A 22,787-nucleotide genomic window follows, 5' to 3' on the forward strand; every position below is an offset into this window, starting at 1 on the left:
GGCTTGGATGTTTCGAAAGAAGGACGCGGATCGACCTGGAGGCTGGCGCCGTGTCAGGGCCGCGTGTCGTATTGCGGGGCGTCGTCGTGGATCTCGAACCACGGCGCCTTGGACCCGGTGAAGATGTGCATCATCGCGGCGCCGGCCGGCACCGTGTCCAGCGTGCCGATCCGCACGCGGACCTGATCCGGCTGCGACGGGCGACGGCTGTACAGCGGCGATCCGCAGGTGCGGCAGGACACGCGGAACACGCCGGGAGAGGATTCGAACTCGGACAGCAATGCCTGCCCGGCCTGGAGATGGAACTGTTCGCTCGGCACCGGCGCCACCGCCGCGAACGCCGAGCCGGTGGCCTTGCGGCAGCGCGCGCAGTGGCACAACACGATCTGCGGGATCTCGCCATCGATCCGGTACTGCACGCCGCCGCACAGGCAGCTGCCGCGGTGCGGGTGGCTCATTCGTCGGGGGTGACCGTTTTCAGCTGGAGGGCGTGGATCGCCCCGCCCATCAGCTCGCCCAGGGTGGCGTAGACCATGCGGTGGCGGGCCAGCGGCAGCTTGCCGCGGAAGGCCTCGCTGACCACCGTGGCCTCGAAATGCACCCCGTCATCGCCCTGGACCTGCGCCTTGGCGCCCGGCAGGCCGGCTTCGATGAGTTCACGGATGGTTTCGGCGTCCACGGCGGGTTTCCTCATAAAATACCCGGCCATTCTAAGCCCAGGCGCCGCCGCGCATGACTGCATCCCCAGCCTTGAGGCCTTCCGCGTTCACCGATGCCGAACTGATCGGCAGCGGCCGCCGCGTGGCCGAGATCGAGGCCCAGGCGCTGCAATCGCTGGCCCGGCGCGTGGACGGCAGCTTCGCCGCGGCCTGCCGCCTGATCCTGGCCAGCCACGGCCGCGTGGTCTGCACCGGCATGGGCAAGTCCGGGCACGTGGCGCGCAAGATCGCCGCCACCCTGGCCTCCACCGGCACCCCGGCCTTCTACGTGCACCCGGGCGAAGCCGGCCACGGCGACCTGGGCATGATCACCGACAAGGACGTGGTGCTGGCGCTGTCCTACTCGGGCGAGTCGGACGAGGTGCTGATGCTGCTGCCGGTGTTCAAGCGCCAGGGCAATGCCATCGTCGCCGTGACCGGCCGGGCGCAGTCCACCCTGGCCCGCGAGGCAGACGTGCACCTGGACGTCAGCGTGGAGGTCGAAGCCTGCCCGCTGGATCTGGCGCCCACCAGCAGCACCACCGCCAGCCTGGCCATGGGCGATGCGCTGGCCGTGGCCCTGCTGGAGGCCCGCGGCTTCACCGCCGACGATTTCGCCCGCTCGCACCCGGCCGGCAGCCTGGGCCGGCGCCTGCTGCTGCACATCACCGATGTGATGCATGCCGGCGAGGATGTCCCGCAGGTCTCGGAAGAGGCCACCGTCAGCGAGGCGCTGGTGGAGATGAGCCGCAAGCGGCTGGGCATGACCGCCGTGGTGGATGCGCAAGGGCGGCTCAGCGGTTTGTTCACCGATGGCGACCTGCGCCGCATGCTGGATGACACCGTCCTGGACCTGCGCAATACGCGGATCGGCACGCTGATGACCCGCAACCCCAAGACCATCGACGCGCGCCAGCTGGCCACCGAGGCGGCGCGGTTGATGGAGACGCACAAGATCAGCGGCCTGATCGTGGTGGACGAGGAACGGCGCCCGGTAGGCGCGTTGAACATTCACGACCTGTTGCGCGCACGCGTGGTCTAAGCATCGTCACATGGAATTTCTTTCGTCCCCGCCCGTCTCCCAGGCTCTGCTCGATCGCGCCGCCCGCATCAGGCTGGCCTGTTTCGACGTGGACGGCACTCTGACCGACGGCCGCCTGTACCTGGACGGCCATGGCGTGGAAGCCAAGTCCTTCCATGTGCTCGATGGCCAGGGCCTGGTGCTCCTGCGCCGCCATGGCATCGAGGTGGCGCTGATCACCGCGCGCCAGGGCAAGGTGGTGGAGCACCGCGCCGGCGAGCTGGGCATCGGTGCCTACCAGGGCGTGAAGGACAAGCTCGGCCAGCTGCATCAGCTCTGCCAGGCCCGCGGCATCGGCCTGGACGAGGTGTCCTTCATGGGCGATGACCTGCCGGACCTGGCCTGCCTGCGCAGCGTGGGCCTGGCGGTCGTGCCGGCCAATGCCCATCCCTGGACCGCCGCCGCCGCGCACTGGACCACCACGCTGTCCGGCGGGATGGGCGCGGCGCGCGAGGTCTGCGACCTGCTGCTGCATGCGCAGGGCAAGGTGGCGGCGGTGATCGAGGGTTTTGCCCCGTGAGCTGGCGTGGCATCGCCGCGATCGTGCTGGTGGCCGCCGCGCTCTTCAGCGGCTGGTCGGCCTGGAACAACCGCGACCGCCGCAGCCAGGAGACCGTCGACCCGGACCGCTCCAGCTATGTGCTGCGCGATTTCCAGATGACCGCGCTGGACAAGGACGGCAAGGAGTCGGTGACGCTGCAGGCGCCGTACATGCAGAGCAGCGCCCAGGACAAGAGCTATACGGTGCAGACGCCGCTGTTTCTTGTGCCGGACGAAAACGGCGGCCACTGGGAAACCCGCAGCAAGACCGCCTGGATCAGCGCCGATGGCGACAAGGCCATCCTGCAGGATGACGTGGTGGCCAATAGCGCCCCGGGCGCGCCGGACCGGACCGACTTCAAGACCTCGCGCCTGGACCTGCTGCCCAACGAGAACCGCGCGGTCACCGACCAGCAGGTCACCCTCACCCAGCCCGGTTCTATACTCACCGGCCGCGGTTTCGAGATGAATCTCGACACCCGCCAGTACAAATTCCAATCCCGAGTGAAATCCCGCTATGTCCCGAAATCCGCCCGCTAACCTCGCCCGCCTGGCGCTGGTCGTGCTGCTCTCGGGCCTGTGCGCGGTCCAGGCATCGGCCAAGACCTCCGACCGCAACCAGGCGCTCGAACTGGAGTCGGACAGCCAGGAGGGCTCCATCGACGGCAACGGCACCTCGGTGTGGAGCGGCAACGTGCACCTGGTGCAGGGCACGCTGGACATCCAGGCCGCGCGCGCCGAGGTGATCCGCAAGGATGGCGAGGTGGTCAAGGCGATCTTCACCGGCAACCAGGTGAAGATGCACCAGATCAACGACGACAACACGCCGGTCGATGCGGTTGCCAATCGCATCGAGTACGACATGCAGACGGACATCATCACCCTGACCGGCAACTACACGGTCAAGTCGCCGCGCGGCACCAACAGCGGCGAGAAGATGGTCTACGACACCAAGACCGGCAACATGCAGAGCGGCGGTGGCGGCGGACGCGTCAAGAGCGTGATCCAGCCAAAGGCCAAGACCTCCACGCCGCCGGCCACGCAGGGCAAGCGCTGATGCTCAACGCCCAGGGTCTTCGCAAGAAGTACAAGCAGCGCGAGGTCGTGCGCGAGTTCGGCCTGACCCTGCAGCCTGGCGAGGTGGTGGGCCTGCTCGGCCCCAATGGCGCCGGCAAGACCACCTGCTTCTACATGATCGTCGGCCTGGTCTCGGCCGATGCCGGGCGCATCGAGCTGGACGGCCAGGACATCAGTGCCGAGCCCATGTACCGGCGCGCCAAGCTGGGCGTGGGCTACCTGCCACAGGAGGCCTCGATCTTCCGCAAGCTCACCGTGGCCGACAACGTGCGCCTGGTGCTGGAACTGCGCGACGACCTGGATGGCGAGGACGCACGCGAAGCGGAAATGCGCTCCCTGCTGGACGAACTGCAGCTTTCGCACGTGGCCGAGCAGCTGGGCGCCAGCCTTTCCGGCGGTGAGCGCCGCCGTTGCGAGATCGCCCGCGCCCTGGCCGGCAAGCCGCGGCTGATGCTGCTGGATGAACCCTTCGCCGGCGTCGACCCGATCTCGGTGGGCGAGATCCAGCGCATCGTGACCCACCTGAAGGATCGCGGGATCGGCGTGCTGATCACCGACCACAACGTCCGCGAAACCTTGGGAATCTGTGACCGGGCGTATATCCTGAATGAAGGCAGGGTACTGGCGCAGGGGGCTCCGGACGAACTGCTGGCCAATCCGGACGTGCGCCGTGTCTATCTCGGGGAAACGTTCCGGCTGTGATCCATGCGGATCAGCCCGGCCACGGGCTGCCCGCAGCTTGCGGGTAACGGATGAAGCCACGCCTCCAGACATCGCTGGGCCAGCAACTGGTCATGACGCCGCAGCTGCGTCAGGCGATCCGTCTGTTGCAGATGTCCACGGCCGAGCTGGAGGTGGAGATCGCCGAGGCGATTGAGACCAACCCCCTGCTGGACTGGGCCGAGGAAGGCGCTGGCCAGGATCCCAGCGGCGATGGCCCCGAGGACGGACCGCCCGAGCCGCGCGAGGAACTCCAGGCGGCCGAGCGCGAGCGCGGCGAGGACTGGTCGCCCGAGGACGAGGGCCCCTGGCGCGAGGCGGGCGGCGGCGGTTCCTTCGACGATGACGACCTGGGCAGCGCGGCCGAACGCGTGGCCGAGGGCGAATCGCTGCAGGACCACCTGCTCTGGCAGCTGCACCTGTCCCACCTGTCGCCCCGCGACCGCCTCATCGGCGCGGCCCTGATCGACGCGCTGGACGATGACGGCTACCTGCGCACGCCGCTGGACGACATCGCCCAGACGCTGGCCCCGGACGTGCGCATCTCCCCTGAGGAAATCACCACCGTCCTGCTGCAGCTGCAGCGGTTCGACCCGGTGGGGGTGGCGGCGCGCCACCTCGGGGAGTGTCTGAAGCTGCAGCTGGACGGCTATGCCGCCGATACGCCCGGGCGCGAGGCGGCCCTGCTGATCGCCGCCGGCCCCCTGCTGGAGAAGCTGCCGCGTGCCGGGGTGGCGGGCCTGGCCTCCGAACTGCGCCGCCCGCAGGCCGAGATTGAGCAGGCCATCGCCCTGCTGCGTTCCCTGGACCCCAAGCCGGGCGCTCAGATCGGCGACCTGAGCCAGGACACCTATGTGGTGCCGGACTGCGTGATCTGGCGACAGAACGGCGTCTGGCGCGTGGCCCTGGCGCGCAACCACCTGCCGCGCATCACCATCCACCGTGGCTACGAGCAGATGATCCGCCAGTGCGGCGAGAGCGATGCCGGCTATATGCGTGGCCAGCTGCAGGAGGCGCGCTGGCTGCTCAAGAGCCTGGAAGCCCGCGGCGACACCCTGCTCAAGGTCGCCCGCTGCCTCATCCGCGAGCAGGCCGGTTTCCTGGAATTCGGTGAACAGGCGCTGCGCCCGCTGACCCTGCGCGAGGTCGCCGCCGAGGTCGGCCTGCACGAATCGACCGTCTCGCGCGCGATCGCCCGCAAGTACGTGCGCACGCCGCGCGGCACCTTGCCGCTGCGGGCCTTCTTCGCCTCCGGGGTGAGCACCGATACCGGTGGCGAGGCCTCCAGCACCGCCATCCAGGCCATGATCCGCCGCCTGATCGACGCGGAGAACCCGCGCAAGCCGCTGTCCGACGCCAAGCTGGCCGACCTGCTCAAGGCCTCGGGCGTGCCCGTGGCCCGGCGCACCGTGGCCAAGTATCGCGAGGCGATGGACATCCTGTCCTCGCATGAACGCGTGCGGATGGGCTAGCAGCGCCTCCGATCCCCACCAGCGTCTCCTGACGGGCGCCTGACCTCGCGCTCACGGTGTCCTGCCAGCGCCGGGTGATCCCACCTTTATCGGCCTTTTTCCCTCGCGCTTCAATGGCTTTCGGGCCCCTTAACGCTGAATTCGGACGCGGCTCCCAAACACGAGATTGGGGCTTGCAAGTGCGCACGGACAGGTCTAGCGTCGAACTCAACCCATCACAACGGAGCACGGAACCGGATCGATCTTCAGGTTGTCCCAGACAACGCTGTAACCCGCCACGCAAGTGGCTCTCAACTCGTCAGGAGATATGCGATGCGAATCGAAACCTACGGTCAGCAGCTGGAAGTCACCCCCGCCATGCGGGAGTACGTCGAAACCAAGCTCCAGCGTCTGGAACGACATTTCGACAGGCCGCTCGAGGTTCGAACCCAGCTGTGCGTTCGCAAGCCTGACTACGTTGCCGAAGCCACGGTCATGATGGCGGGGAAGACGGTCCATGCCGATGCGGGCGCGCCCACCATGTACGCCGCCATCGACGTGCTGGCCGACAAGCTCGACCGGTTGGTGATGAAGGTCAAGCGCAAGCGCGCCTCCGGACGCCGCATTGCCACGCGCAGTGTCGCGGCCCTGCTGGCGGAGTAAGCACCAGGTCGCTGCCGAATGGTTCGTTCGGCATCACGATGAAATCCAGAGGAGCCGCGCAAGCGGCTCCTTTTCTTCGTCTGGGGCTGGAATCGCGACAGGTGCCGATGTCGCGGAGCGCGTTACCCACGCTGGGGGGCAGCAGTCCGGCGGGCGGCGGCCGCGCTTCCCTCGGTCAGGGCATCCTGCCCTGCCTTAAGGCGCTCGGCCTCCCGCCTCGCTTGCCGCGGCCACCGCCCGCCGGACCGCTGCTGCACGCGTCGTTTTCTCCGCCTTTGGATGAAGAACTCAGATCCATCAGGTGCCGGGCCTGGTCCTGAGTCGGGCATGGCGGAAAGCGGGCCAGGGATGGCCCGCGGCGGCGAGTCAGCCATGGATGGCTGACCGAGCCGAGGAGCCATGCCCGGCTCAGGGCCAGGCTGCTTGGCGAAGTCTGCTTTTTGCGGCCATGCGGATCTCAGCTCCGGATTAACGCACCCGCGACGAACCCGCCATGCATCCTCGCGCTGTCACGCGCCGGTGCCATGCTGGACATGCCGGCGCGCGATGCGACAATCCGGTGCTTCCGTGAGCGACGCGACCAGGCATGATGAATACCCGCATCACCGCACGTGAGCTGTTCGAGCAGCAGAAGGACAAGCTGGGCCTGCGCTGGGTCGCCGGCCAGGAAGGCGGCAAGCGCGAACTGGAGGCCGGCCACACGCAGTCGCGGCGCCCTTCGCTGTGCGGCTACCTCAACATCATTTATCCCAACAAGGTGCAGATTTTGGGCACCGAGGAACTGGGCTGGCTGGACTCGCTGGATTCGCGCCAGCGCTGGGAGACCATCCAGAAGATGATCCACATGCGCCCGCTGGCGCTGGTGGTCAGCAAGAACCAGCCGGTCCCGGAAGATCTGCGCGAGGCTGCCGAGGAAACGCAGACACCGCTGTGGTCCTCGCCCAAGCGCGGGCACGAGTTGCTCAACCACCTGTCCTACCACCTGGCGCGCACGCTGGCGCCGCGGGTGACGCTGCACGGCGTCTTCATGGAGATCTATTCCATCGGCGTGCTGATCACCGGCGAGGCCGGCTCGGGCAAGAGCGAGCTGGCGCTGGAGCTGCTCACGCGCGGGCACCGGCTGGTGGCCGACGACGCTCCCGAGTTCACCCAGATCGCCCCCGACGTGCTGGATGGCACCTGTCCGGAGCTGCTGCAGGATCTGCTGGAAGTGCGCGGGCTGGGCGTGCTCAACGTGCGCGACATGCTGGGCGACACGGCCGTGAAGCGAAACAAATACCTGCGCCTGATCGTGCACCTGACCCGCCCGATGAGCGAGCCGGCCGCGCATGGCTACGAGCGCCTGACCGGCGATTCGGGCACGCGGCATGTGCTGGACCTGGACGTGCCGTTGATCACCCTGCCGGTGATGCCCGGCCGCAACCTGGCGGTGCTGACCGAAGTGGCCACGCGCCTGCACATCCTGCGCACCAAGGGCATCGATCCTGCCGCGATGTTCATCGCCCGCCACAGCAGCATGCTCGAACGCAGCAGCCCATGACCCTCGCCCGCACGCCCTCCCCCTGCGCCGATTCCGCCCCATGACCACGCAAGAAGACGCCGCGCCCCCACGCGCGCATCCGCCCACCGTCCTGATCGTCAGCGGCCTGTCCGGCTCGGGCAAGTCGGTGGCGCTGAAGACGCTGGAGGATCTGGACTACTACTGCGTGGACAACCTGCCCATCGAGCTGCTGCCGGCCTTCGTGCGCAGCCTGATGCGCGAGGACACGCTGCCGCAGAAGGTGGCGGTGGGCATCGACGTGCGCAACCGCCACAGCGACCTGAGCCGCTTGCCGCAATGGCGTGCGGCGGTGGTGGAACTGGGGCTGGACGCGCGGCTGCTGTTCTTCGACTCGGTCGACGACGTGCTGCTGCGGCGCTTCGCCGACACCCGGCGCCGCCATCCGCTCAGCCATGGCGGACTGTCCCTGCCCGAGGCCATCGCCCAGGAGCGCGAGAAGACCCTGCCGCTGCGCGCCGAGGCCGATGTGCTGATCGACACCAGCCAGCTCAACGTGCACCAGCTGCGGCACCGCATCGTGGCCGAGTTCGCTTTCGGGCGCGGCGGGCTGACGCTGCTGTTCGAATCCTTCGCCTACCGCCGCGGGGTGCCGACCGAGGCCGACTTCGTGTTCGACGCGCGCGTGCTGCCCAATCCGCACTGGAACCCGGAACTGCGGCCCTTCACCGGCCGCGACCAGCCGGTGCGCGAGTACCTGGAAGCGCAGCCGCTGGTGATGAAGTACGTCGAGCAGGTCAGCACTTTCCTGGATACCTGGCTGCCGGGCCTGCGCGGGGAGACCCGCAGCTACGTCACCATCGCCTTCGGCTGCACCGGCGGCAAGCACCGCTCGGTGTTCCTGGCCGAGCGCATCGCGCTGCACGCCCGACAGCAGGGCTGGGAGGAAGTGGCGGTGTTTCACCGCGAGCAGGATTGAGGCAGGAACGCGTGGAGAGGAACGAGTGAAGGCGCCGACGCGGCGTCCTCTCAGGCGGGCACAGCCGCCTCCCAGCCATCGGCGCGTGTAACCGGCGAAACTGCAGTCGCTTTTGACCCCACTCGTTCCTCGTTCCTCTCCACTCGTTCCTCTGAAGCCGTTCCTCGATTACCCTGCCCCGATGGCCTGTGGCATTCTCCTGATCACTCATCCCGGCATCGGCACCTCGATCCTGGCGGCGGCGGCCGGCATGTTGCGGCCGATGCCGCTGAAGGCCGAAGCGTTCGAAGTGCCCTTCGATGCGGACCTGGCGGCCCTGCTGCCGCAGGCCTCGGCCGCGATGCGGCGGGTGGACAGTGGCGAGGGCGTGCTGGTGCTGACCGATCTCTATGGGTCCAGCCCCAGCAACCTGGCCGGGCAACTGTCGCGGCTGGGCACGCCGGTGCGGCGCGTGTCGGCGCTGAGCCTGCCCATGCTGCTGCGGGTCATGAACTATCCAGAACAACTACTGTCCGAGCTGCCGGCCACCGCCGCGGCCGGCACCCGAAACGGAGCGATTGTCGACGATGCTTGAGCGCGAACTGGTGGTGTCCAACAAGCTGGGCCTGCATGCGCGTGCCACTGCCAAGCTCGTGCAGATCCTCGCGCCGTTCCGCTGCAACGTGACCATCGCCGCCAAGGGCCGCGAGGTGAACGCCAAGAGCATCATGGGCGTGATGCTGCTGGCCGCCGCCCAGGGCACGCCGGTCACCGTGCGCATCCACGGCGAGGACGAAGTGGCGGCGATGGAGGCCGTGGCCGGGCTGTTCGAGCGACGTTTCGACGAGGAAAGCTGATGCGGCGCCGGCTGCTGGGCCATGCGGCGTCCCGCGGCAGTGCGATGGGCCGTGCGCGGGTGCGCCTGCCGCACATCCTGGACGTGGAGGAGCAGCGCATCACCGCGGCCGAGGTCGACGCCGAGTTGGACCGCCTGCACGACGCCATCCACGCCACCCGCAAGGAGATGCAGGACCTGCGCCAGCGCCTGCATGGCGCACTGTCGCAGGAAGTGGGCGAATTCCTGGACCTGCACGCGCTGCTGCTGGACGACCCGGAGTTGCTGCAGGGCCTGGACGAGCTGATCCGGGTCAAGCGCTACGCCGCCGGCTTCGCCCTGCGCAAGCAGCGCGACCGCCTGGCCAAGGTGTTCCAGGCCATGGACGATCCCTACCTGCGGGCGCGCATGGACGACCTGGACCATGTGATCGGCCGCATCCATGCCCACCTCAACGACAAGGTGGCCGATCCGGAAGGGCTGGCGGGCGAGATCCTGGTCAGCGACAACGTCGCGCCCTCCGAGCTGGCCCAGCTGCAGACGCAGGGCGTGGTGGCCATCGTCACTGCCGCCGGCAGCCCGCTCTCGCACAGCGCCATCCTGGCCCGCAGCCTGCACATGCCGCTGGTGGTGGGCGCCGCGCACGTGCTGCAGAAGATCAACGATGGCGATGCGCTGATCGTCGATGGCGACAGCGGCCAGGTCGTGATCGACCCGGACGCCAAGGACCTGCTGGAGTTTCGCCAGCGCCTGAAGGATGCCGCGCGCGAGCAGCGCGAGCTGGGCCGCCTGCGCAGCAAGCCCAGCCGCACCGTCGATGGCGTGGACATCACCCTGTACGCCAACGCCGAGTCGCGCGAGGACATCGCCCGCGCCCATGCGCTGGGCGCGGCCGGCGTGGGCCTGTACCGCACCGAGTTCCTGTTCCTGCGCAGCGATGGCCTGCCGGACGAGGAGACACAGTTCCGCGTCTACCGCGATGCGGTGCTGGGCATGAGCGGCCGCGCGGTCACTTTCCGCACGCTCGACCTGGGCGCGGACAAGGCCGACCGCGCCGGCCTGGCGGTGGCCAACGAGGACAACCCGGCGCTGGGCGTGCGCGGCGTGCGCCTGACCCTGGCCCATGCCGGCGTGTTCGACACCCAGCTGCGCGCGATCCTGCGGGCCTCCGGCTACGGGCCGGTGCGCATCCTGGTGCCGATGGTCAGCAGTCGCGAGGAGCTGATCAGCGTGCGCCGGCGCATCCGCAACGCCACCGTGGCCCTGCGCAAGGCCGGGCACGTGGTCGCTGAGAACATCCCGCTGGGCGCGATGATCGAGGTGCCCGCCGCGGCCATCGCCGTGGCCAGCTTCGCCGACACCGTGGATTTCCTGTCGGTGGGCACCAACGACCTGGTGCAGTACCTGCTGGCGGCCGATCGCAACAACGAGGCGCTGAGCACGCTGTACTCGCCGCTGCATCCGGGCGTGCTGCGTCTGCTGCGGCACGTGGTGCGCAGCGCGGCCGAGGCCGACACGCCGGTCGCGGTCTGCGGGGAGATCGCCGGCGATCCGCTGATGACGCCGCTGCTGCTGGCCCTGGGCATCACCGAGCTGAGCCTGCATCCGGCCACGCTGCTGGAGGTGCGGCGCTGCATCCGCGAGAGCGATCTCTCCGTCCTGGGCGCGCGCCTGGACACGTTGCTCAAGGCCCGGGACCGCGCCGGCATCGAGCGCTGGTTGACCGGGCGCGGCAAAGCCTGAAGGCCGGCTGCGTGGCGCCCTGAAACCCGCCTTCCAGCGTGGCGCGCACGCACGCGGGGGTGGGCAGATGCAGACGGGCGACGGATAATGCGCGCCTGATCTGTCGCAACCCTGGAGCCTGGCGCTCCGCCCGGTGGCGGCGCCCCGCAGCCCGTATCCGGAGCCCGCGCATGGCCGAAGCCGTCCGACTCGACAAGACCGCACGCCAGCTGCGCATGTTGTCCGACGCGCTGGACAGCGGGCGCCTGGGCCCGGTGCGACGCCTGGTCAACACCCTGTCCCCGGCCGAGATCGGAAACCTGCTCGAGTCGCTGCCGCCGGGCAAGCGCGAGGTGGTCTGGGGCCTGGTGGACCCGGAGGACGACGGCGAAGTGCTGGTGCACGTCGGCGAGGAAGTGCGCGAAAGCCTGCTGGCGGACATGGACCCGGACGAGATCGTCGCGGCGGTCGAAGACCTGGACATCGACGACCTGGCCGACCTGGTGGAAGACCTGCCGGCCACGGTGATCGACGAAGTGCTCAAGTCGATGGACCGCGAGAACCGCGAGCGCCTGGAGCAGGTGCTGTCCTATCCGGAAGACAGCGCTGGCCGCCTGATGAACCCCGACGTGGTCACCGTGCGCGGCGACGTCAACGTCGACGTGGTGCTGCGCTACCTGCGCCTGCGCGGCGAGCTGCCCGACCACACCGACTACCTGTTCGTGGTGACCAAGCGCCATCAGTACCTGGGCCGGGTCTCGCTGGCCTCGCTGGTCACGCACGAGGATTCCACGCCAATCAACCGGCTGATCGACGACGAGCAGCCGGCCATCGACGTGGGCGAAGGCGCGCAGGAAGTGGCGCGGCAGTTCTCAGACCACGACTGGATCTCCGCGCCGGTGGTGGACGACAACAACATTCTGCTTGGGCGCATCACCATCGATGACGTGGTGGACATCATCCGCGACCAGGCCGAGCACCAGGCCATGAGTGCGGCCGGCCTGGATGAGGACGAGGACCTGTTCTCGCCGATCCGCCGCGCTTTCCGCCGGCGCATGCTGTGGCTGGGCGTGAACCTGTGCACGGCATTCATCGCCTCCTCGGTGGTCAGCCAGTTCGAAGGCACCATCGCCAAGCTGGTGGCGCTGGCCGCGCTGATGCCCATCGTCGCCGGCATGGGCGGCAACGCCGGCACCCAGGTCCTGGCGCTGATGGTGCGCGGCCTGGCCCTGGGGCAGATCGGCGCGTCCAACGTCTACGTCCTGCTGCGCAAGGAGCTGGGCGTGGCCCTGATCAACGGCCTGGTGCTGGGCACGCTGCTGGGCATCATCGTGCTGGTGTGGTTCCGCCAGCCGGGGCTGTCGCTGGTGATCGGCACGGCGCTGACGCTCAACATGCTCACCGCGGCCGCTGGCGGCGTGGCCGTGCCGCTGGCGCTCAAGCGCATGGGCTTCGACCCGGCCCTGGCCGGCAGCGTGATCCTGACCACGCTGACCGACGTGATGGGCTTCATGAGCTTCCTGGGCCTTGCGACCCTGATCCTGCTGTAGGCAACCAACGAAAGAACGCGGCTGTGACGAACGTGCTCGGCAAAGTGGTGCAGTGGAAGGACGGCAAGGGCTACGGCTTCATCCAGCCGCATGACGGCTCGGCGCGCCTGTTCTTCCATGCGCGCGATTACGACGATGGCGACAACGGCCGCCCGCGCGTGGGCGACTGGGTGCGCTTTGCGCCCGGACAGGATGCCAAGGGCCGCGCCAGCGCGGTGGCGGTGCGGCCAGCGGTGGCCCGGCGCGGGCATACCGCCATGCGCACACGCCGCTCCCGCCGCCTGGTCCACCGCCTGCCGCTGATCGGCTGGGTGGCGCTGCTGGGCTGGCTGGCCGGCTTTGCCTGGCTGCTGCACAGCGGGCGGCTGCCGCAGGCCGCGCTGGCCGTCGTCGTCATCACCAGCCTGCTGGCCTGGATCGTCTATGCGCTGGACAAGCGCGCGGCCGGGCGCCGGCGCCGGCGCGTGCCGGAGAACACCTTGCACCTGCTGGAACTGCTCGGCGGCTGGCCCGGCGCGTTCCTGGCCCAGCGCATGCTGCATCACAAGAGCAGCAAGCGCGGCTACCAGTGGGTGTTCTGGGCGATCGGCGTGCTGCAGGCGGTTTTCGGATGGGTGTGGGCGCAGGGCGCGCTACCCCTTTCCTGAAGCGCCCTTTCGACTTGCGGGCACGGGCTGCGCGCCGCCCCGCCGCGACCGGTCCAGTCCGAAGCGCGCGCCGCGCGCGGGGGCCTGGCCCTGGCGGAGGACACGACGCCTGCGTGGTCTATGCCAACGAAGGCACTGAACCGATCACGCTGCGCCGCGCAGGTCCTGCACGATCTCACCGGTCGCCGCCGCTTCCTGCTCGTGTTCCGGATCGCGCCAGGGCTCCCGCAGCGATGCCGCCTGCCACGCCTGCATGGCCGCAAGCCCCAGCAGGCGCTCCTGATAGGCCTGCGAGGCGGGCGACAGGCTGGTGCCATAGGTCTGGAAGCGGAAGGCCACCGGGCAGAAGAACGCATCCACCGCGCTGAAAGCCTCACCTGCCAGGAACGGACCACCGAAGGCCTCCAGGCCCTGCTGCCAGAGCGCATCGATCCGCGCGATGTCCCGGACCAGCGAAGACGAAGCGGCATGCGGGCGGATGCGCAGGCCCACGTTCATGGGATGCAGGCTGCGCAGCGCCTGGAAGCCGGAATGCATCTCCGCGCTTGCCGAACGCGACCACGCCCGTGCCTTCGCCTCCCCGGACCAGACACCGCTGTGGCGCTCGGCCAGGTATTCGGTGATGGCCAGCGTGTCCCAGACGGTGATGTCGCCATCGACCAGGCACGGCACCTTGCCGGTGGGGGAAAACCGCGCGAAGTCATTGGCCGGGTCGGGGTCGTTGAAGGGGACCAGCGCTTCTTCGAACGCGATGTCCAGGGTCCGCATCAGCACCCAGGGGCGAAGCGACCAGGACGAGTAGTTCTTGTTGGCCAGATACAGGGTGTACATCGTGCGCTCCTTGAAGGTTCGACCATGGCGGCAGCCGCCTCGCAGGGCGTGACGCGGGGGCTGAACCAGTAGTGCACGAGCGCGGGCACCGGTAAAGCCCTGCGCCACGATCGCTGCCGATAAGCCACTAGAATCGCCGCACGTTTTCGTGGACCGCCCCATGCGCCTTTGGATCTTGAGCCTGCCCTTCCTGCTGTTGTTGGCCGGCTGCGCCAGCCAGCGGCTGCCGCCGGGCGCGGGGCATTTCATCGCGCGCAGCGTCAATGTCGGCGGCCAGCCGGTGCGCTATCGGGTGTTCGTGCCGGCCACCGCGGTGCTGGCCGCGGGGCCGCCGCCGATGGTGCTGTTCCTGCACGGTTCGGGCGAACGCGGCAGCAACAACCGCTCGCAGACGCGCGCCGGCCTGGGGCCTTATCTGCGCGAGCATGCGATGACCTTCCCGGCGCTGGTGGTGTTTCCGCAGGTGCCCGACGATGAGGCCTGGACCGGCCGCAACATCGAGGTCGCCCTGGCGGCGCTGGACGCGGCCACCGCCGAGTTCGGCGGCGACCGCACCCGCACCTACGCCACCGGCATGTCCATGGGCGGCTACGGGACCTGGGAAGTGGCGCTGACCCAGCCGCATCGCTTCGCCGCCCTCGTGCCGGTCTGCGGCGCGGTGTACCCGCCTCCGGAAGAATCCCGCGACCTGCGCGTGACCCTGGTCGATGGCCAGGCCGACCCTTACACCAGCATCGCTCAGCGCCTGCGCCATGTGCCGGTGTGGATGTTCCATGGCGCCGAGGACGACGTGGTGCCCCCGCGGGACGACCAGCGCCTGTTCGCCGCCTTCCGCGCCAACGCCGGCACCGCGCGCTACACCGAGTACCCGGACGGCAACCACAACGCCTGGGACGACGCCTACGCCGACCCGCGGCTGTGGAGCTGGCTGTTCCGGCAGCACACGCCCTGAGGCTGTGGCGGGAAGCCAGGAACGAGTGATGAGGAACGAGAAACGAGTGACGGCAGGGCAAGGCGGGTTGCGCCCGCTCTTGAACTGACTCGTTCCTCGTTCCTCTTCACTCGTTCCTGCTCCACCGCCCCGCACAGGGGTGCAAGCCAGGCCGCACTCGCGCACAATCCGCCCAGCGAGGCGGCCCGGGGAACGCCGCCCCGCTCGGACGGCAGGCGCCTTTCGGCGCACACGGATGACGCTGGACACGACACAAGCGTCCTGTAACGGGGAACAACGACATCACCATGCGGCGGATCCTCGCGATGTGGGGCCTGCTCTGCTTCGCCGTCTGTGGCGTTGCCGGCGGCAGGCCCGGGCCTGCACCTGCGGCCATCGATCTGTCCGACCTGGGGGCGCCGAGCTTCACCAGCTTCGGCCCTCGCGATGGGCTGCCGCATGCGGTGCTGCTGGATGTGCTCACCGATCGGGAAGGCTTCGTCTGGGCGGCATCGCCCAACGGCCTGTACCGCTACGACGGCCGCCTGTGGAGCGCGCCCGAGGATCCGGTCATGCGCCGGGCGGTGGACAGCCTGTGGCTGGACCGCGATGGCGTGCTGTGGGCGGCGCTGCGCGATGCCGGCGTGGCCCATCTGCAGGCGGGCCGCTGGCAGGTGGAAGACCTGTCCACGGGGATGCCATCGCAGCAGGTCAGGCGTTTACAGGAGACCCTTGACGCGCAGGGACGCTGGCAGCTGCATGCGCTGACCTGGGACCGGGGCGTGATGACCCGCCGCCAGGGCCGCTGGCAGGCCGACGCGGACAACGCCAGCCTGCCGCCGGGCCCGGTGTTGTCCATGGCGCAGACCCGCCAGCTGGGCGCGCCACTGCGGCAATGGTTGGGCACCGGCAGCGAAGGCCTGTGGTATCGCGACGCCGGCACCACGGGCTGGCAGCGGATGCACATCGAAGGCATCGATGTGGCGCAGATCGAGTTCCTGCATGTGACCGGTGAGGGCGAGCACGAAGCCCTGTGGATCTCGGCCTTCGGCGTGGGCCTGCTGAAGCTGGATGCGCGCGGCCTCCAGCGCTGGCAGGCAGGCCCCGGCGCCCTCCCCACCAACGACCTGTACGACCTGGCCAGCACGCCCTCTACCGACGCCGATCCGGTGTTGTGGGTCTCCACCCGCGCCGGCCTGGTGCGGCTGCACGGCGAGCATCTGGAGGTCTTCGACCGACGCCACGGACTGCCGGCCAATGCCGTGCGCGGGCTGCAGATGTGGACCAGCCCTGCGGGGAATCCGGTGCTGTGGCTGGCGACCGAATCGGGGATCGCCCGCACCGTGCTGGACGCCAGTGCCTGGTCCACCGCCTCGCTGATGGGCGCGCGCTCCACCGGCGTGTTCGCCGCGCTGGTCGAGCCCGATGACCATGGCGGGGAGCGGCTATGGGTCGGGGCCAGCGAGGACGGCCTGGCGCTCTACCAGGGGCACCGCTGGCAGCGCTTCACCGCGCAATCCGGCGCCCTGCCCTTTCCGTCGGTCAGCCTGCTCAAGTTCACCCAGGACGGCGCTGGCCACCGCCAGCGCTGGCTTGGGCTGGGCAACGGCGACCTGCTGCGCATCCACGACGGCCCGCGCCTGGCGCGCGAGGCCACGCCGTGGCCGCGGGTGCCGGGCAACTCGGTCCTGGACGTCCTGGTGAGACAGGCCGAGGGTCAGGAGGAGCGCTGGGTCGGCACCCGCCAGAGCGGGCTGTATCGCTGGCGCAACGGACAGTGGACGCAGATCCAGCTGGAAGGCATCCAGGGGCAGTGGCGCATCGACCAACTGGTGAACCAGCGCGATGCCCAGGGGCACGACTGGCTCTGGGTCACCACCAACCAGGGCCTGTTGCGGTTCGACGGCCAGCACTGGCAGGTGCTGGGTCGCGAATCCGGCCTGCCCGACAGCAACCTGCTCGGCGCCACCCTGCTGGACGATGCCGCCGGCAGGCCGGTGCTGTGGCTGGGCAGCACCAGCGTCGGCGCGATCCGCATGGACGTCACCGATCCGGCCCATCCGCACGTCCTGGGCGACCGCCTGCCGCCCGCGCCGGATTCGACCGTCTACAGCGCGCTGCGCGACAGTCGTGGCCGCATCTACCTGTGCACCAACAACGGCGTGCAGCGCCTGACGCCGCAGGGCGCCGGCTACCGCAGCCAGGTGTTCACCCGCCGCGAGGGCATGCTGCACGATGAGTGCAACACCCACGGCCAGAGCATCGATGCACAGGACCGCTACTGGGTGGGCACGCTGGGCGGCCTGACCGTGTACGACCCGCGCCATGAGACCCTGCCCACCGAGCCCAAGCCGCTGCGCCTGACCGCGCGATGGATCGATGGCCAGCGTGTTCCCGGCACCAGCCTGCAGGTGCCGGCCGGCGCGCGCGAGGTGGACGTTGACTACGCGTTGCTGTCCTGGGACCGGGAATCGGAAAGCCGCTTCCGCAGCCAGCTGATCGGCGCGGAAGACCAGCCCGGCCCCTGGACGGCGCAGTCCCGGCGCAGCTTCTCCAACCTGCCGGCCGGCCGCTACCGGCTGCGCGTGGAAGCGCGCGACCACGCCGGCACGCCGAGCACGCCGCTGGAGGTGGACATCCACGTGCAAGGGCACTGGTGGCAGCACCCCTGGGTATGGGGCATGGCGGCCGTGGGCCTGGTGCTGGCCGGCTACGGGCTCTCCCTGCTGCGCACGCGACATCTGCGCGCGCGCCAGGCCGAGCTGGAGGCGCATGTGATCGAGCGCACCACCGCCCTGGCCGCGGCCAACCAACGCCTGGTGGAACTGTCCTACGTCGATTCGCTGACCGGCCTGGCCAATCGCCGCCAGCTCATGGAGCTGCTGGAAGCTCAGTCACGCCAGTCCTCGCCGCGGTCGCTGGCGCTGATCCTGATGGATGTGGATCACTTCAAGGCGCTCAACGACGCGCACGGCCACCTTGCCGGCGACCAGGCGCTGCGCCGCCTGGCTGCCACCCTGCGCCACTGCGCCGACGATCAGGCCCTGGTGGCGCGCTACGGTGGCGAGGAGTTCGCCTGCGTGCTGCAGGACGCCAACCTCGGGCAGGCCCTGGCGATGGCCGAACGCATCCGTGCCGGGGTCGCCGCCAGTCGTGTCGCGATCCCGGGCGAAACCCCGCCGGTTTGCGTGACCATCAGCGCGGGCGTGGCCGTCGCCGTGCTCGCGCGACAGGAGGACGTGGACGCCCTGCTGCGCTGCGCCGATGAGGCGCTGTACCGGGCCAAGCACGAGGGCCGCAACCGGGTGCGCGCGCAGGTCATGCCCGCAGCGGCAGCGGCAGCGAGCCCCGGGCCCGTCGCCACAGCGCCTGAGCCGGATGGCCGATAAACGGCGCCCTCCCCCGGGTCAACCCGCTCCCGCCCCAGCCGATACCCCCTGCATGTCAGGGACGTTGCGCGCATGAGCCAGCTCATCCAGACCCGGGTCGCGGAAGTCAGCGGCCGCATCAGCGCGGCCTGGCAGGCCGAGGCCGCCTGGACGCCGCGGTTCAACCAGGTCCTGGCCGCCGCCGCGCGCGAGGCGTGTCGCGACCTGCATGCGATCGATGCGGAAGAAGTCAGCCATCGCCTTGGGCTGGTGCTGCTGGACCTGGGCGCCATCACCCGCGCGCAGCTGCCACGCGTCGGCGCGTTTCTCGGCTGAGCTTGCCGCAACGTGCGCTGCTTCACGGTCAGCTGACACCTGCCATGTCATCACTGCAGGACCAACGCACGAGATGCACATGACGACCCTGCGCAATACCAAAGCCGTGCCGCCCACCACGTTCTACACCAAGCCCCGCGAAGACAAGCGCAGCGCCCAGCAGCAGCTGCAGGACCAGATCGAAGCCTTCGAAGCCTCCGGCGGGCGCATCGAGAAACTCGGCAACACCCCCCTTCGCAAGAACCACTGAAGCACCCGCGCAGCCACCGGCCGGACCCGTCCCCGTTGATCCGACGCCGACGACCTTGTCGGCCCTTTGGCCTTGATCAGTGCCGTCAGCGCGTCCTGACCGACGCGATGCGACGCGGCGTCTGATCGGTGGACGAGGCAGTGGCACGTGCGCGCGCCGTGGCGCCCTTGGACGTGGCCAGGCCGTGCTGCTGGATCATCGCCTCCAGCAGGTGCTCGCGGATCGGCCGACTCAGCAGGAACCCCTGCACCTCCGCGCATTCGTCTTCCACCAGGATGCGCAGCTGGCCGGCGGTCTCCACGCCCTCGGCCGTCACCGACAGGCCCAGCGCCTTGCCCATGGCCAGGATCGCCTTGACGATGTCGCGGCTGCCTTCGCGGTGTTCGATGTCGCTGATGAACTGGCGATCGATCTTGATCACATCGAAAGGGAACTGGCGCAGGTAGCTGAGCGAGGAGTAGCCGGTGCCGAAGTCATCGATGGCCAGCTTGATCCCCAGCGCCTTGAGTTCGGCCAGCGCCTTGGCCGCGCGCGTGGCGTCCTCCATCAGCACGCCTTCGGTAATTTCCACCTCCAGCTGCGCGGGCGAGGCGCCGGTGCGCCGTAGCACCTGGCGGATGCGCTCGATCAGCTTGCCGTCGCGAAACTGCACCGGCGAGACGTTGACCGACACGCCCATGTCCGGCCACCGCGCCGCGGCGCGGCAGGCCTCTTCCAGCACCCAGTCGCCCAGCGCGACGATCATGCCGTTGCGCTCGGCCAGCGGAATGAAGCGGTCCGGCCCCACCCGCCCCAGCTCCGGGTGCTGCCAGCGCACCAGCGCCTCGGCGCAACGGATGGCCTGCGAACTGGCGTCGAAGCGCGGCTGGAACTCCAGGTAGAACTCACCGGCGGCGATGCCGCGACGCATGTCCTGCGTCAGCTGGCGGTTGGCGTGGATGCGCTCGTTGATCTCCGCGCCGAAGAAACGGTAGCCGGCGCCGCCATGGCGCTTGACCTGGTACAGCGCGCTGTCCGCGGCACGCAGCAGGTCATCGGGTGTGGTGCCGTCGGACGGGGACAGCGCCACGCCGATGGACACCCCCACCACCAGGTCTCCCCCATCGTGGTGGATGGGCAGGGCCATCGCCTCCAGCACCTGGATGCAGTGCGCTTCGACCGCTTCCTCTCCCAGGTTCGGCGCGGCGATCACGAACTCATCGCCACTCACGCGCGCGACCATCTGGTCGGCCTTGAGCGTGCGGCGCAGGCGGTCGGCCACCTCGCCCAGCACACGGTCGCCGACATGATGGCCGTAGGTGTCGTTGATCGGCTTGAAGCCGTCCAGGTCCAGGTACATCACCGCCAGGCGCGCGCCAGGGCCCTGCAGCGAGCTGGTCATGAACGAGGCCAGGCGGGTGCGGTTGGGCAGCGAGGTGGCCGAATCGTGCTGGGTCTGGCGCTGGGCATCCTCGAAGGCCTCGGCCATGGCCACATCGGCGGTCACGTCGGTGGCGAACTTGACGATCTTCCACAGCTTGCCCTTGAGGTCGAAGATCGGGTTGTAGGAGGCCTGCAGCCAGACCACGCGCCCGTCCTTGCCGACCCGGCGGTAGCGTCCGGCCAGGAAGTGCCCGGAACGCAAGGTGTCCCAGAATGCGGCGTACGTACCGGACTCGCTCTCGCTGACATCCAGCAGCATGCGGTGATGCCGCCCCTGCAGTTCCTCCTGCGTGTAGCTCACTGCCTTGAGAAAGTTCGTATTGGCATCGAGGATGCGACCGTCGGTGGAGAAGGTCACCACGCACTGCGACTTGTGGATGGCCTCGACCTGGCTTTGCAGGTCGGCCTGTCGCAGCCGCTGTTCGGTGACATCGGTGGCGTGCTTCACCACCCCCGTCGCTCGGCCCGTGGCGTCCAGGATCGGGCTGTAGGTGGCGCGCAGCCAGACCTCGCGCCCATCGCGGCCCAGGCGCCTGTACTCGCCGCTCTGGTGCTCGCAATGCGCCAGGGCTTCCCAGAACGCGGCGTACTCCGGGCTCAGCGCGGTGGGCGGGTCGATGAACATGCTGTGGTGCTTGCCGCGCACATCCGGCAGGCGATAGCCCATCGCGTCGAGAAAGTTGTCGTTGGCGTCGAGGATCGTGCCGTCCAGCGTAAAGGAGATCACGCACTGCGTGGCATGGATCGCCGCCAACCGCCCCTGCTGCTCGGCCTGGCGCCGCTTTTCAGCGGTGACCACAGAGGCGTACTCGACCACCTTGGCCAGGCCACCGGCCAGATCGAAGATGGGGCTGTAGCTGGCCTGCAGCCAGACCTCCCGACCTTGCTTGTCGATGCAGCGGTACTGCCCGGACTGGTCGTGTCCGGCCTCCAGGGCACGCCAGAAGGCGGCGTACTCGGCACTGTGCGCATGGGCGGGCTCGACGAACAGGCGGTGGTGGCGGCCCACCGTCTCCTCCCGCGTATACCCCAGCGCGTCCAGCATCGCTTGGTTGGCATCGAGCACCACGCCGTGGCGGTCGAAGCTCATCACGCAGTGCGAGCGGTGCAGGGCCGCGACATGCCAGTGGTATTCGGCCTGCTGCAGCCGCTCGGCGGTGACATCCATCGCATAGACCACGACCCGCTGCACCTTGCCATCCGCGCCAGCCAGCGGCACATGCAGCGCGCGCAGCCAGACCTCGCGCCCATGCTTGCCGACGCGACGCACTTCACCGCCCAGGCACTGGCCGCTGGCGAGCTGTTGCCAGAAGCTGTCCTGCTCCGGGGCCTGTCTGGCCACTGCATCCAACAGCAGATCGTGATGGCGCCCCCGCAGTTCTTCGGCGGTGTAGCCGAACAGGTCCTGCGCACGAGCGTTGGCGCGCAGCAACGTGCCATCCAGCGCGAACTCGAGCACCACATTGGCTTTGCCAATGGCCTGCAGCTGACGGTGCGCATCGCTGGATCGCAACACGCGGTCGGTGATGTCCAGCGACATCTCCACGACCTGGTGCACCTGGTTGTGCCTGTTGAGCACCGGCGTATAGACGGCGTGGTACCAGCGCCGCTCGCCGGCGGCGTTGCCGCGCAGGAGCTCGGCAGTGAGGGACTGACCGCCGGCCAAGGTCTCCAGCACGGTCTGGAACGGGCGTTGGCCGCCTTCGCCGGCCAGCGTCCCCAGGTCCGGCAGGTGCCGGCCGATGACTTCATCCGGGCTCGCCCCGTGCGCGCGCAGGAACAGGGGATTGCAGCGGATCACCCGGCCCTGCAGATCCAGCACCAGGACGTTGAAGCTGCGGTTGAGGGCGAGGTGTTCCGGCACTGGCTCGGGCTGGCTGGTCGTTCCCAGCAAATCGGAGATGTAGGCATCGCCCTCGCCATGCGGATCGACAACGTGCAGCGATGGGGGCGGCAAGCTCATGCGGGGGATGACTCGGCAGCGGACAAAAGTGAGACACGGACTCACCCGTCAGCCAAGCCTTGGCCGCAGCATGTGATCCGTCCCCCTGTTCATCGGCCACGGCCCGGCGTTCTTGAGCCCGGGCATGACATTCAAACGTTACCGAACCTCACGATCCGTCACGCGCGGCGGTGCGGCGGCGCACTGGATTCGCCCGGTCCGCGGGGGAAGCGCGCCTGTGCGGCACGTGGATGCGATGCGCGCCTT

22 protein-coding genes are annotated in these 22,787 nt (G+C 69.2%); 18 read left to right on the plus strand and 4 right to left on the minus strand.

The window, feature by feature from the left end; all coding sequences use genetic code 11:
- Positions 1-53: 53 nt before the first annotated feature.
- The gene (locus EPA99_RS02015; protein ID WP_129469511.1) at positions 54-458 is read right to left on the minus strand and encodes a GFA family protein; all 405 of its coding nucleotides are present in this window, start codon (positions 456-458) and stop codon (positions 54-56) included.
- On the minus strand, positions 455-679 hold the full coding sequence (locus tag EPA99_RS02020) for a BolA family protein (protein WP_129469512.1): 225 nt from the start codon (positions 677-679) through the stop codon (positions 455-457). The genes EPA99_RS02015 and EPA99_RS02020 overlap by 4 nt, the downstream gene beginning before the upstream one ends.
- Positions 680-732: 53 nt before the next feature.
- Between EPA99_RS02020 and EPA99_RS02025 the strand changes: the two genes are divergently transcribed.
- The 14 genes from EPA99_RS02025 (at position 733) to EPA99_RS02090 (ending at position 13,440) form a co-directional block, all read left to right on the plus strand.
- Positions 733-1,740: a KpsF/GutQ family sugar-phosphate isomerase gene (locus EPA99_RS02025; RefSeq protein WP_129469513.1), complete on the plus strand. Its 1,008-nt coding sequence runs from the start codon at positions 733-735 to the stop codon at positions 1,738-1,740.
- Between the two features lie 10 nt (positions 1,741-1,750).
- Positions 1,751-2,299, plus strand: a complete 549-nt coding sequence (locus EPA99_RS02030) for a KdsC family phosphatase (RefSeq protein WP_129469514.1) — start codon at positions 1,751-1,753, stop codon at positions 2,297-2,299.
- Positions 2,296-2,859 carry an LPS export ABC transporter periplasmic protein LptC gene (gene lptC, locus EPA99_RS02035; RefSeq protein WP_129469515.1) on the plus strand — a complete coding sequence of 188 codons (564 nt, stop codon included), beginning with the start codon at positions 2,296-2,298 and terminating at the stop codon, positions 2,857-2,859. Before EPA99_RS02030 ends, lptC begins: the two co-directional genes overlap by 4 nt.
- Positions 2,837-3,376, plus strand: a complete 540-nt coding sequence (lptA, locus tag EPA99_RS02040) for a lipopolysaccharide transport periplasmic protein LptA (protein WP_129469516.1) — start codon at positions 2,837-2,839, stop codon at positions 3,374-3,376. Before lptC ends, lptA begins: the two co-directional genes overlap by 23 nt.
- Complete coding sequence (lptB, locus tag EPA99_RS02045) at positions 3,376-4,098, plus strand: LPS export ABC transporter ATP-binding protein (RefSeq protein ID WP_129469517.1); 723 nt, start codon at positions 3,376-3,378, stop codon at positions 4,096-4,098. The genes lptA and lptB overlap by 1 nt, the downstream gene beginning before the upstream one ends.
- A 92-nt stretch (positions 4,099-4,190) precedes the next feature.
- The gene (locus EPA99_RS02050; protein WP_241688246.1) at positions 4,191-5,588 is read left to right on the plus strand and encodes an RNA polymerase factor sigma-54; all 1,398 of its coding nucleotides are present in this window, start codon (positions 4,191-4,193) and stop codon (positions 5,586-5,588) included.
- Between the two features lie 312 nt (positions 5,589-5,900).
- Positions 5,901-6,230 carry a ribosome hibernation-promoting factor, HPF/YfiA family gene (hpf, locus tag EPA99_RS02055; RefSeq protein WP_129469519.1) on the plus strand — a complete coding sequence of 110 codons (330 nt, stop codon included), beginning with the start codon at positions 5,901-5,903 and terminating at the stop codon, positions 6,228-6,230.
- A gap of 589 nt (positions 6,231-6,819) precedes the next feature.
- Positions 6,820-7,770, plus strand: a complete 951-nt coding sequence (gene hprK, locus EPA99_RS02060) for an HPr(Ser) kinase/phosphatase (protein WP_129469762.1) — start codon at positions 6,820-6,822, stop codon at positions 7,768-7,770.
- Between the two features lie 40 nt (positions 7,771-7,810).
- Positions 7,811-8,707, plus strand: coding sequence for an RNase adapter RapZ (gene rapZ / locus EPA99_RS02065; protein ID WP_129469520.1), 897 nt, complete (start codon positions 7,811-7,813; stop codon positions 8,705-8,707).
- A 181-nt stretch (positions 8,708-8,888) separates the two neighbouring features.
- Entirely contained in the window at positions 8,889-9,281 is a 393-nt protein-coding gene (locus tag EPA99_RS02070; RefSeq protein WP_129469521.1) for a PTS sugar transporter subunit IIA, read from the plus strand.
- Positions 9,274-9,543 (plus strand): HPr family phosphocarrier protein, encoded by a 270-nt coding sequence (locus EPA99_RS02075; RefSeq protein WP_129469522.1) that lies wholly within the window; start codon positions 9,274-9,276, stop codon positions 9,541-9,543. Before EPA99_RS02070 ends, EPA99_RS02075 begins: the two co-directional genes overlap by 8 nt.
- On the plus strand, positions 9,543-11,264 hold the full coding sequence (ptsP, locus tag EPA99_RS02080; RefSeq protein WP_129469523.1) for a phosphoenolpyruvate--protein phosphotransferase: 1,722 nt from the start codon (positions 9,543-9,545) through the stop codon (positions 11,262-11,264). The genes EPA99_RS02075 and ptsP overlap by 1 nt, the downstream gene beginning before the upstream one ends.
- A gap of 170 nt (positions 11,265-11,434) precedes the next feature.
- Positions 11,435-12,793 carry a magnesium transporter gene (gene mgtE, locus EPA99_RS02085; RefSeq protein ID WP_129469524.1) on the plus strand — a complete coding sequence of 453 codons (1,359 nt, stop codon included), beginning with the start codon at positions 11,435-11,437 and terminating at the stop codon, positions 12,791-12,793.
- A 23-nt stretch (positions 12,794-12,816) separates the two neighbouring features.
- A complete protein-coding gene (locus EPA99_RS02090) occupies positions 12,817-13,440 on the plus strand; it encodes a DUF1294 domain-containing protein (protein WP_129469525.1) in 624 nt (207 codons plus the stop codon).
- Positions 13,441-13,584: 144 nt separating this feature from the next.
- On the opposite strand, the gene EPA99_RS02095 is transcribed toward EPA99_RS02090, so the two are convergent.
- Entirely contained in the window at positions 13,585-14,271 is a 687-nt protein-coding gene (locus EPA99_RS02095) for a glutathione S-transferase family protein (protein ID WP_129469526.1), read from the minus strand.
- Between the two features lie 160 nt (positions 14,272-14,431).
- On the opposite strand from EPA99_RS02095, the gene EPA99_RS02100 reads away from it, so the two are divergent.
- The 4 genes from EPA99_RS02100 (at position 14,432) to EPA99_RS18630 (ending at position 19,156) form a co-directional block, all read left to right on the plus strand.
- Complete coding sequence (locus EPA99_RS02100) at positions 14,432-15,223, plus strand: carboxylesterase family protein (protein WP_129469527.1); 792 nt, start codon at positions 14,432-14,434, stop codon at positions 15,221-15,223.
- A 287-nt stretch (positions 15,224-15,510) separates the two neighbouring features.
- Positions 15,511-18,591: a ligand-binding sensor domain-containing diguanylate cyclase gene (locus tag EPA99_RS02105; protein ID WP_129469528.1), complete on the plus strand. Its 3,081-nt coding sequence runs from the start codon at positions 15,511-15,513 to the stop codon at positions 18,589-18,591.
- A gap of 72 nt (positions 18,592-18,663) precedes the next feature.
- The gene (locus EPA99_RS02110) at positions 18,664-18,906 is read left to right on the plus strand and encodes a hypothetical protein (RefSeq protein WP_129469529.1); all 243 of its coding nucleotides are present in this window, start codon (positions 18,664-18,666) and stop codon (positions 18,904-18,906) included.
- A 79-nt stretch (positions 18,907-18,985) separates the two neighbouring features.
- A complete protein-coding gene (locus EPA99_RS18630; RefSeq protein ID WP_164978527.1) occupies positions 18,986-19,156 on the plus strand; it encodes a hypothetical protein in 171 nt (56 codons plus the stop codon).
- 85 nt (positions 19,157-19,241) lie between these two features.
- Here EPA99_RS18630 and EPA99_RS02115 read toward each other — a convergent pair whose 3' ends face one another.
- Complete coding sequence (locus EPA99_RS02115; protein WP_129469530.1) at positions 19,242-22,541, minus strand: sensor domain-containing protein; 3,300 nt, start codon at positions 22,539-22,541, stop codon at positions 19,242-19,244.
- Positions 22,542-22,787 lie beyond the last annotated feature (246 nt).

This window comes from Pseudoxanthomonas composti (assembly GCF_004122095.1).
In the GTDB taxonomy this organism is placed as follows: Bacteria; Pseudomonadota; Gammaproteobacteria; order Xanthomonadales; family Xanthomonadaceae; genus Pseudoxanthomonas_A; species Pseudoxanthomonas_A composti.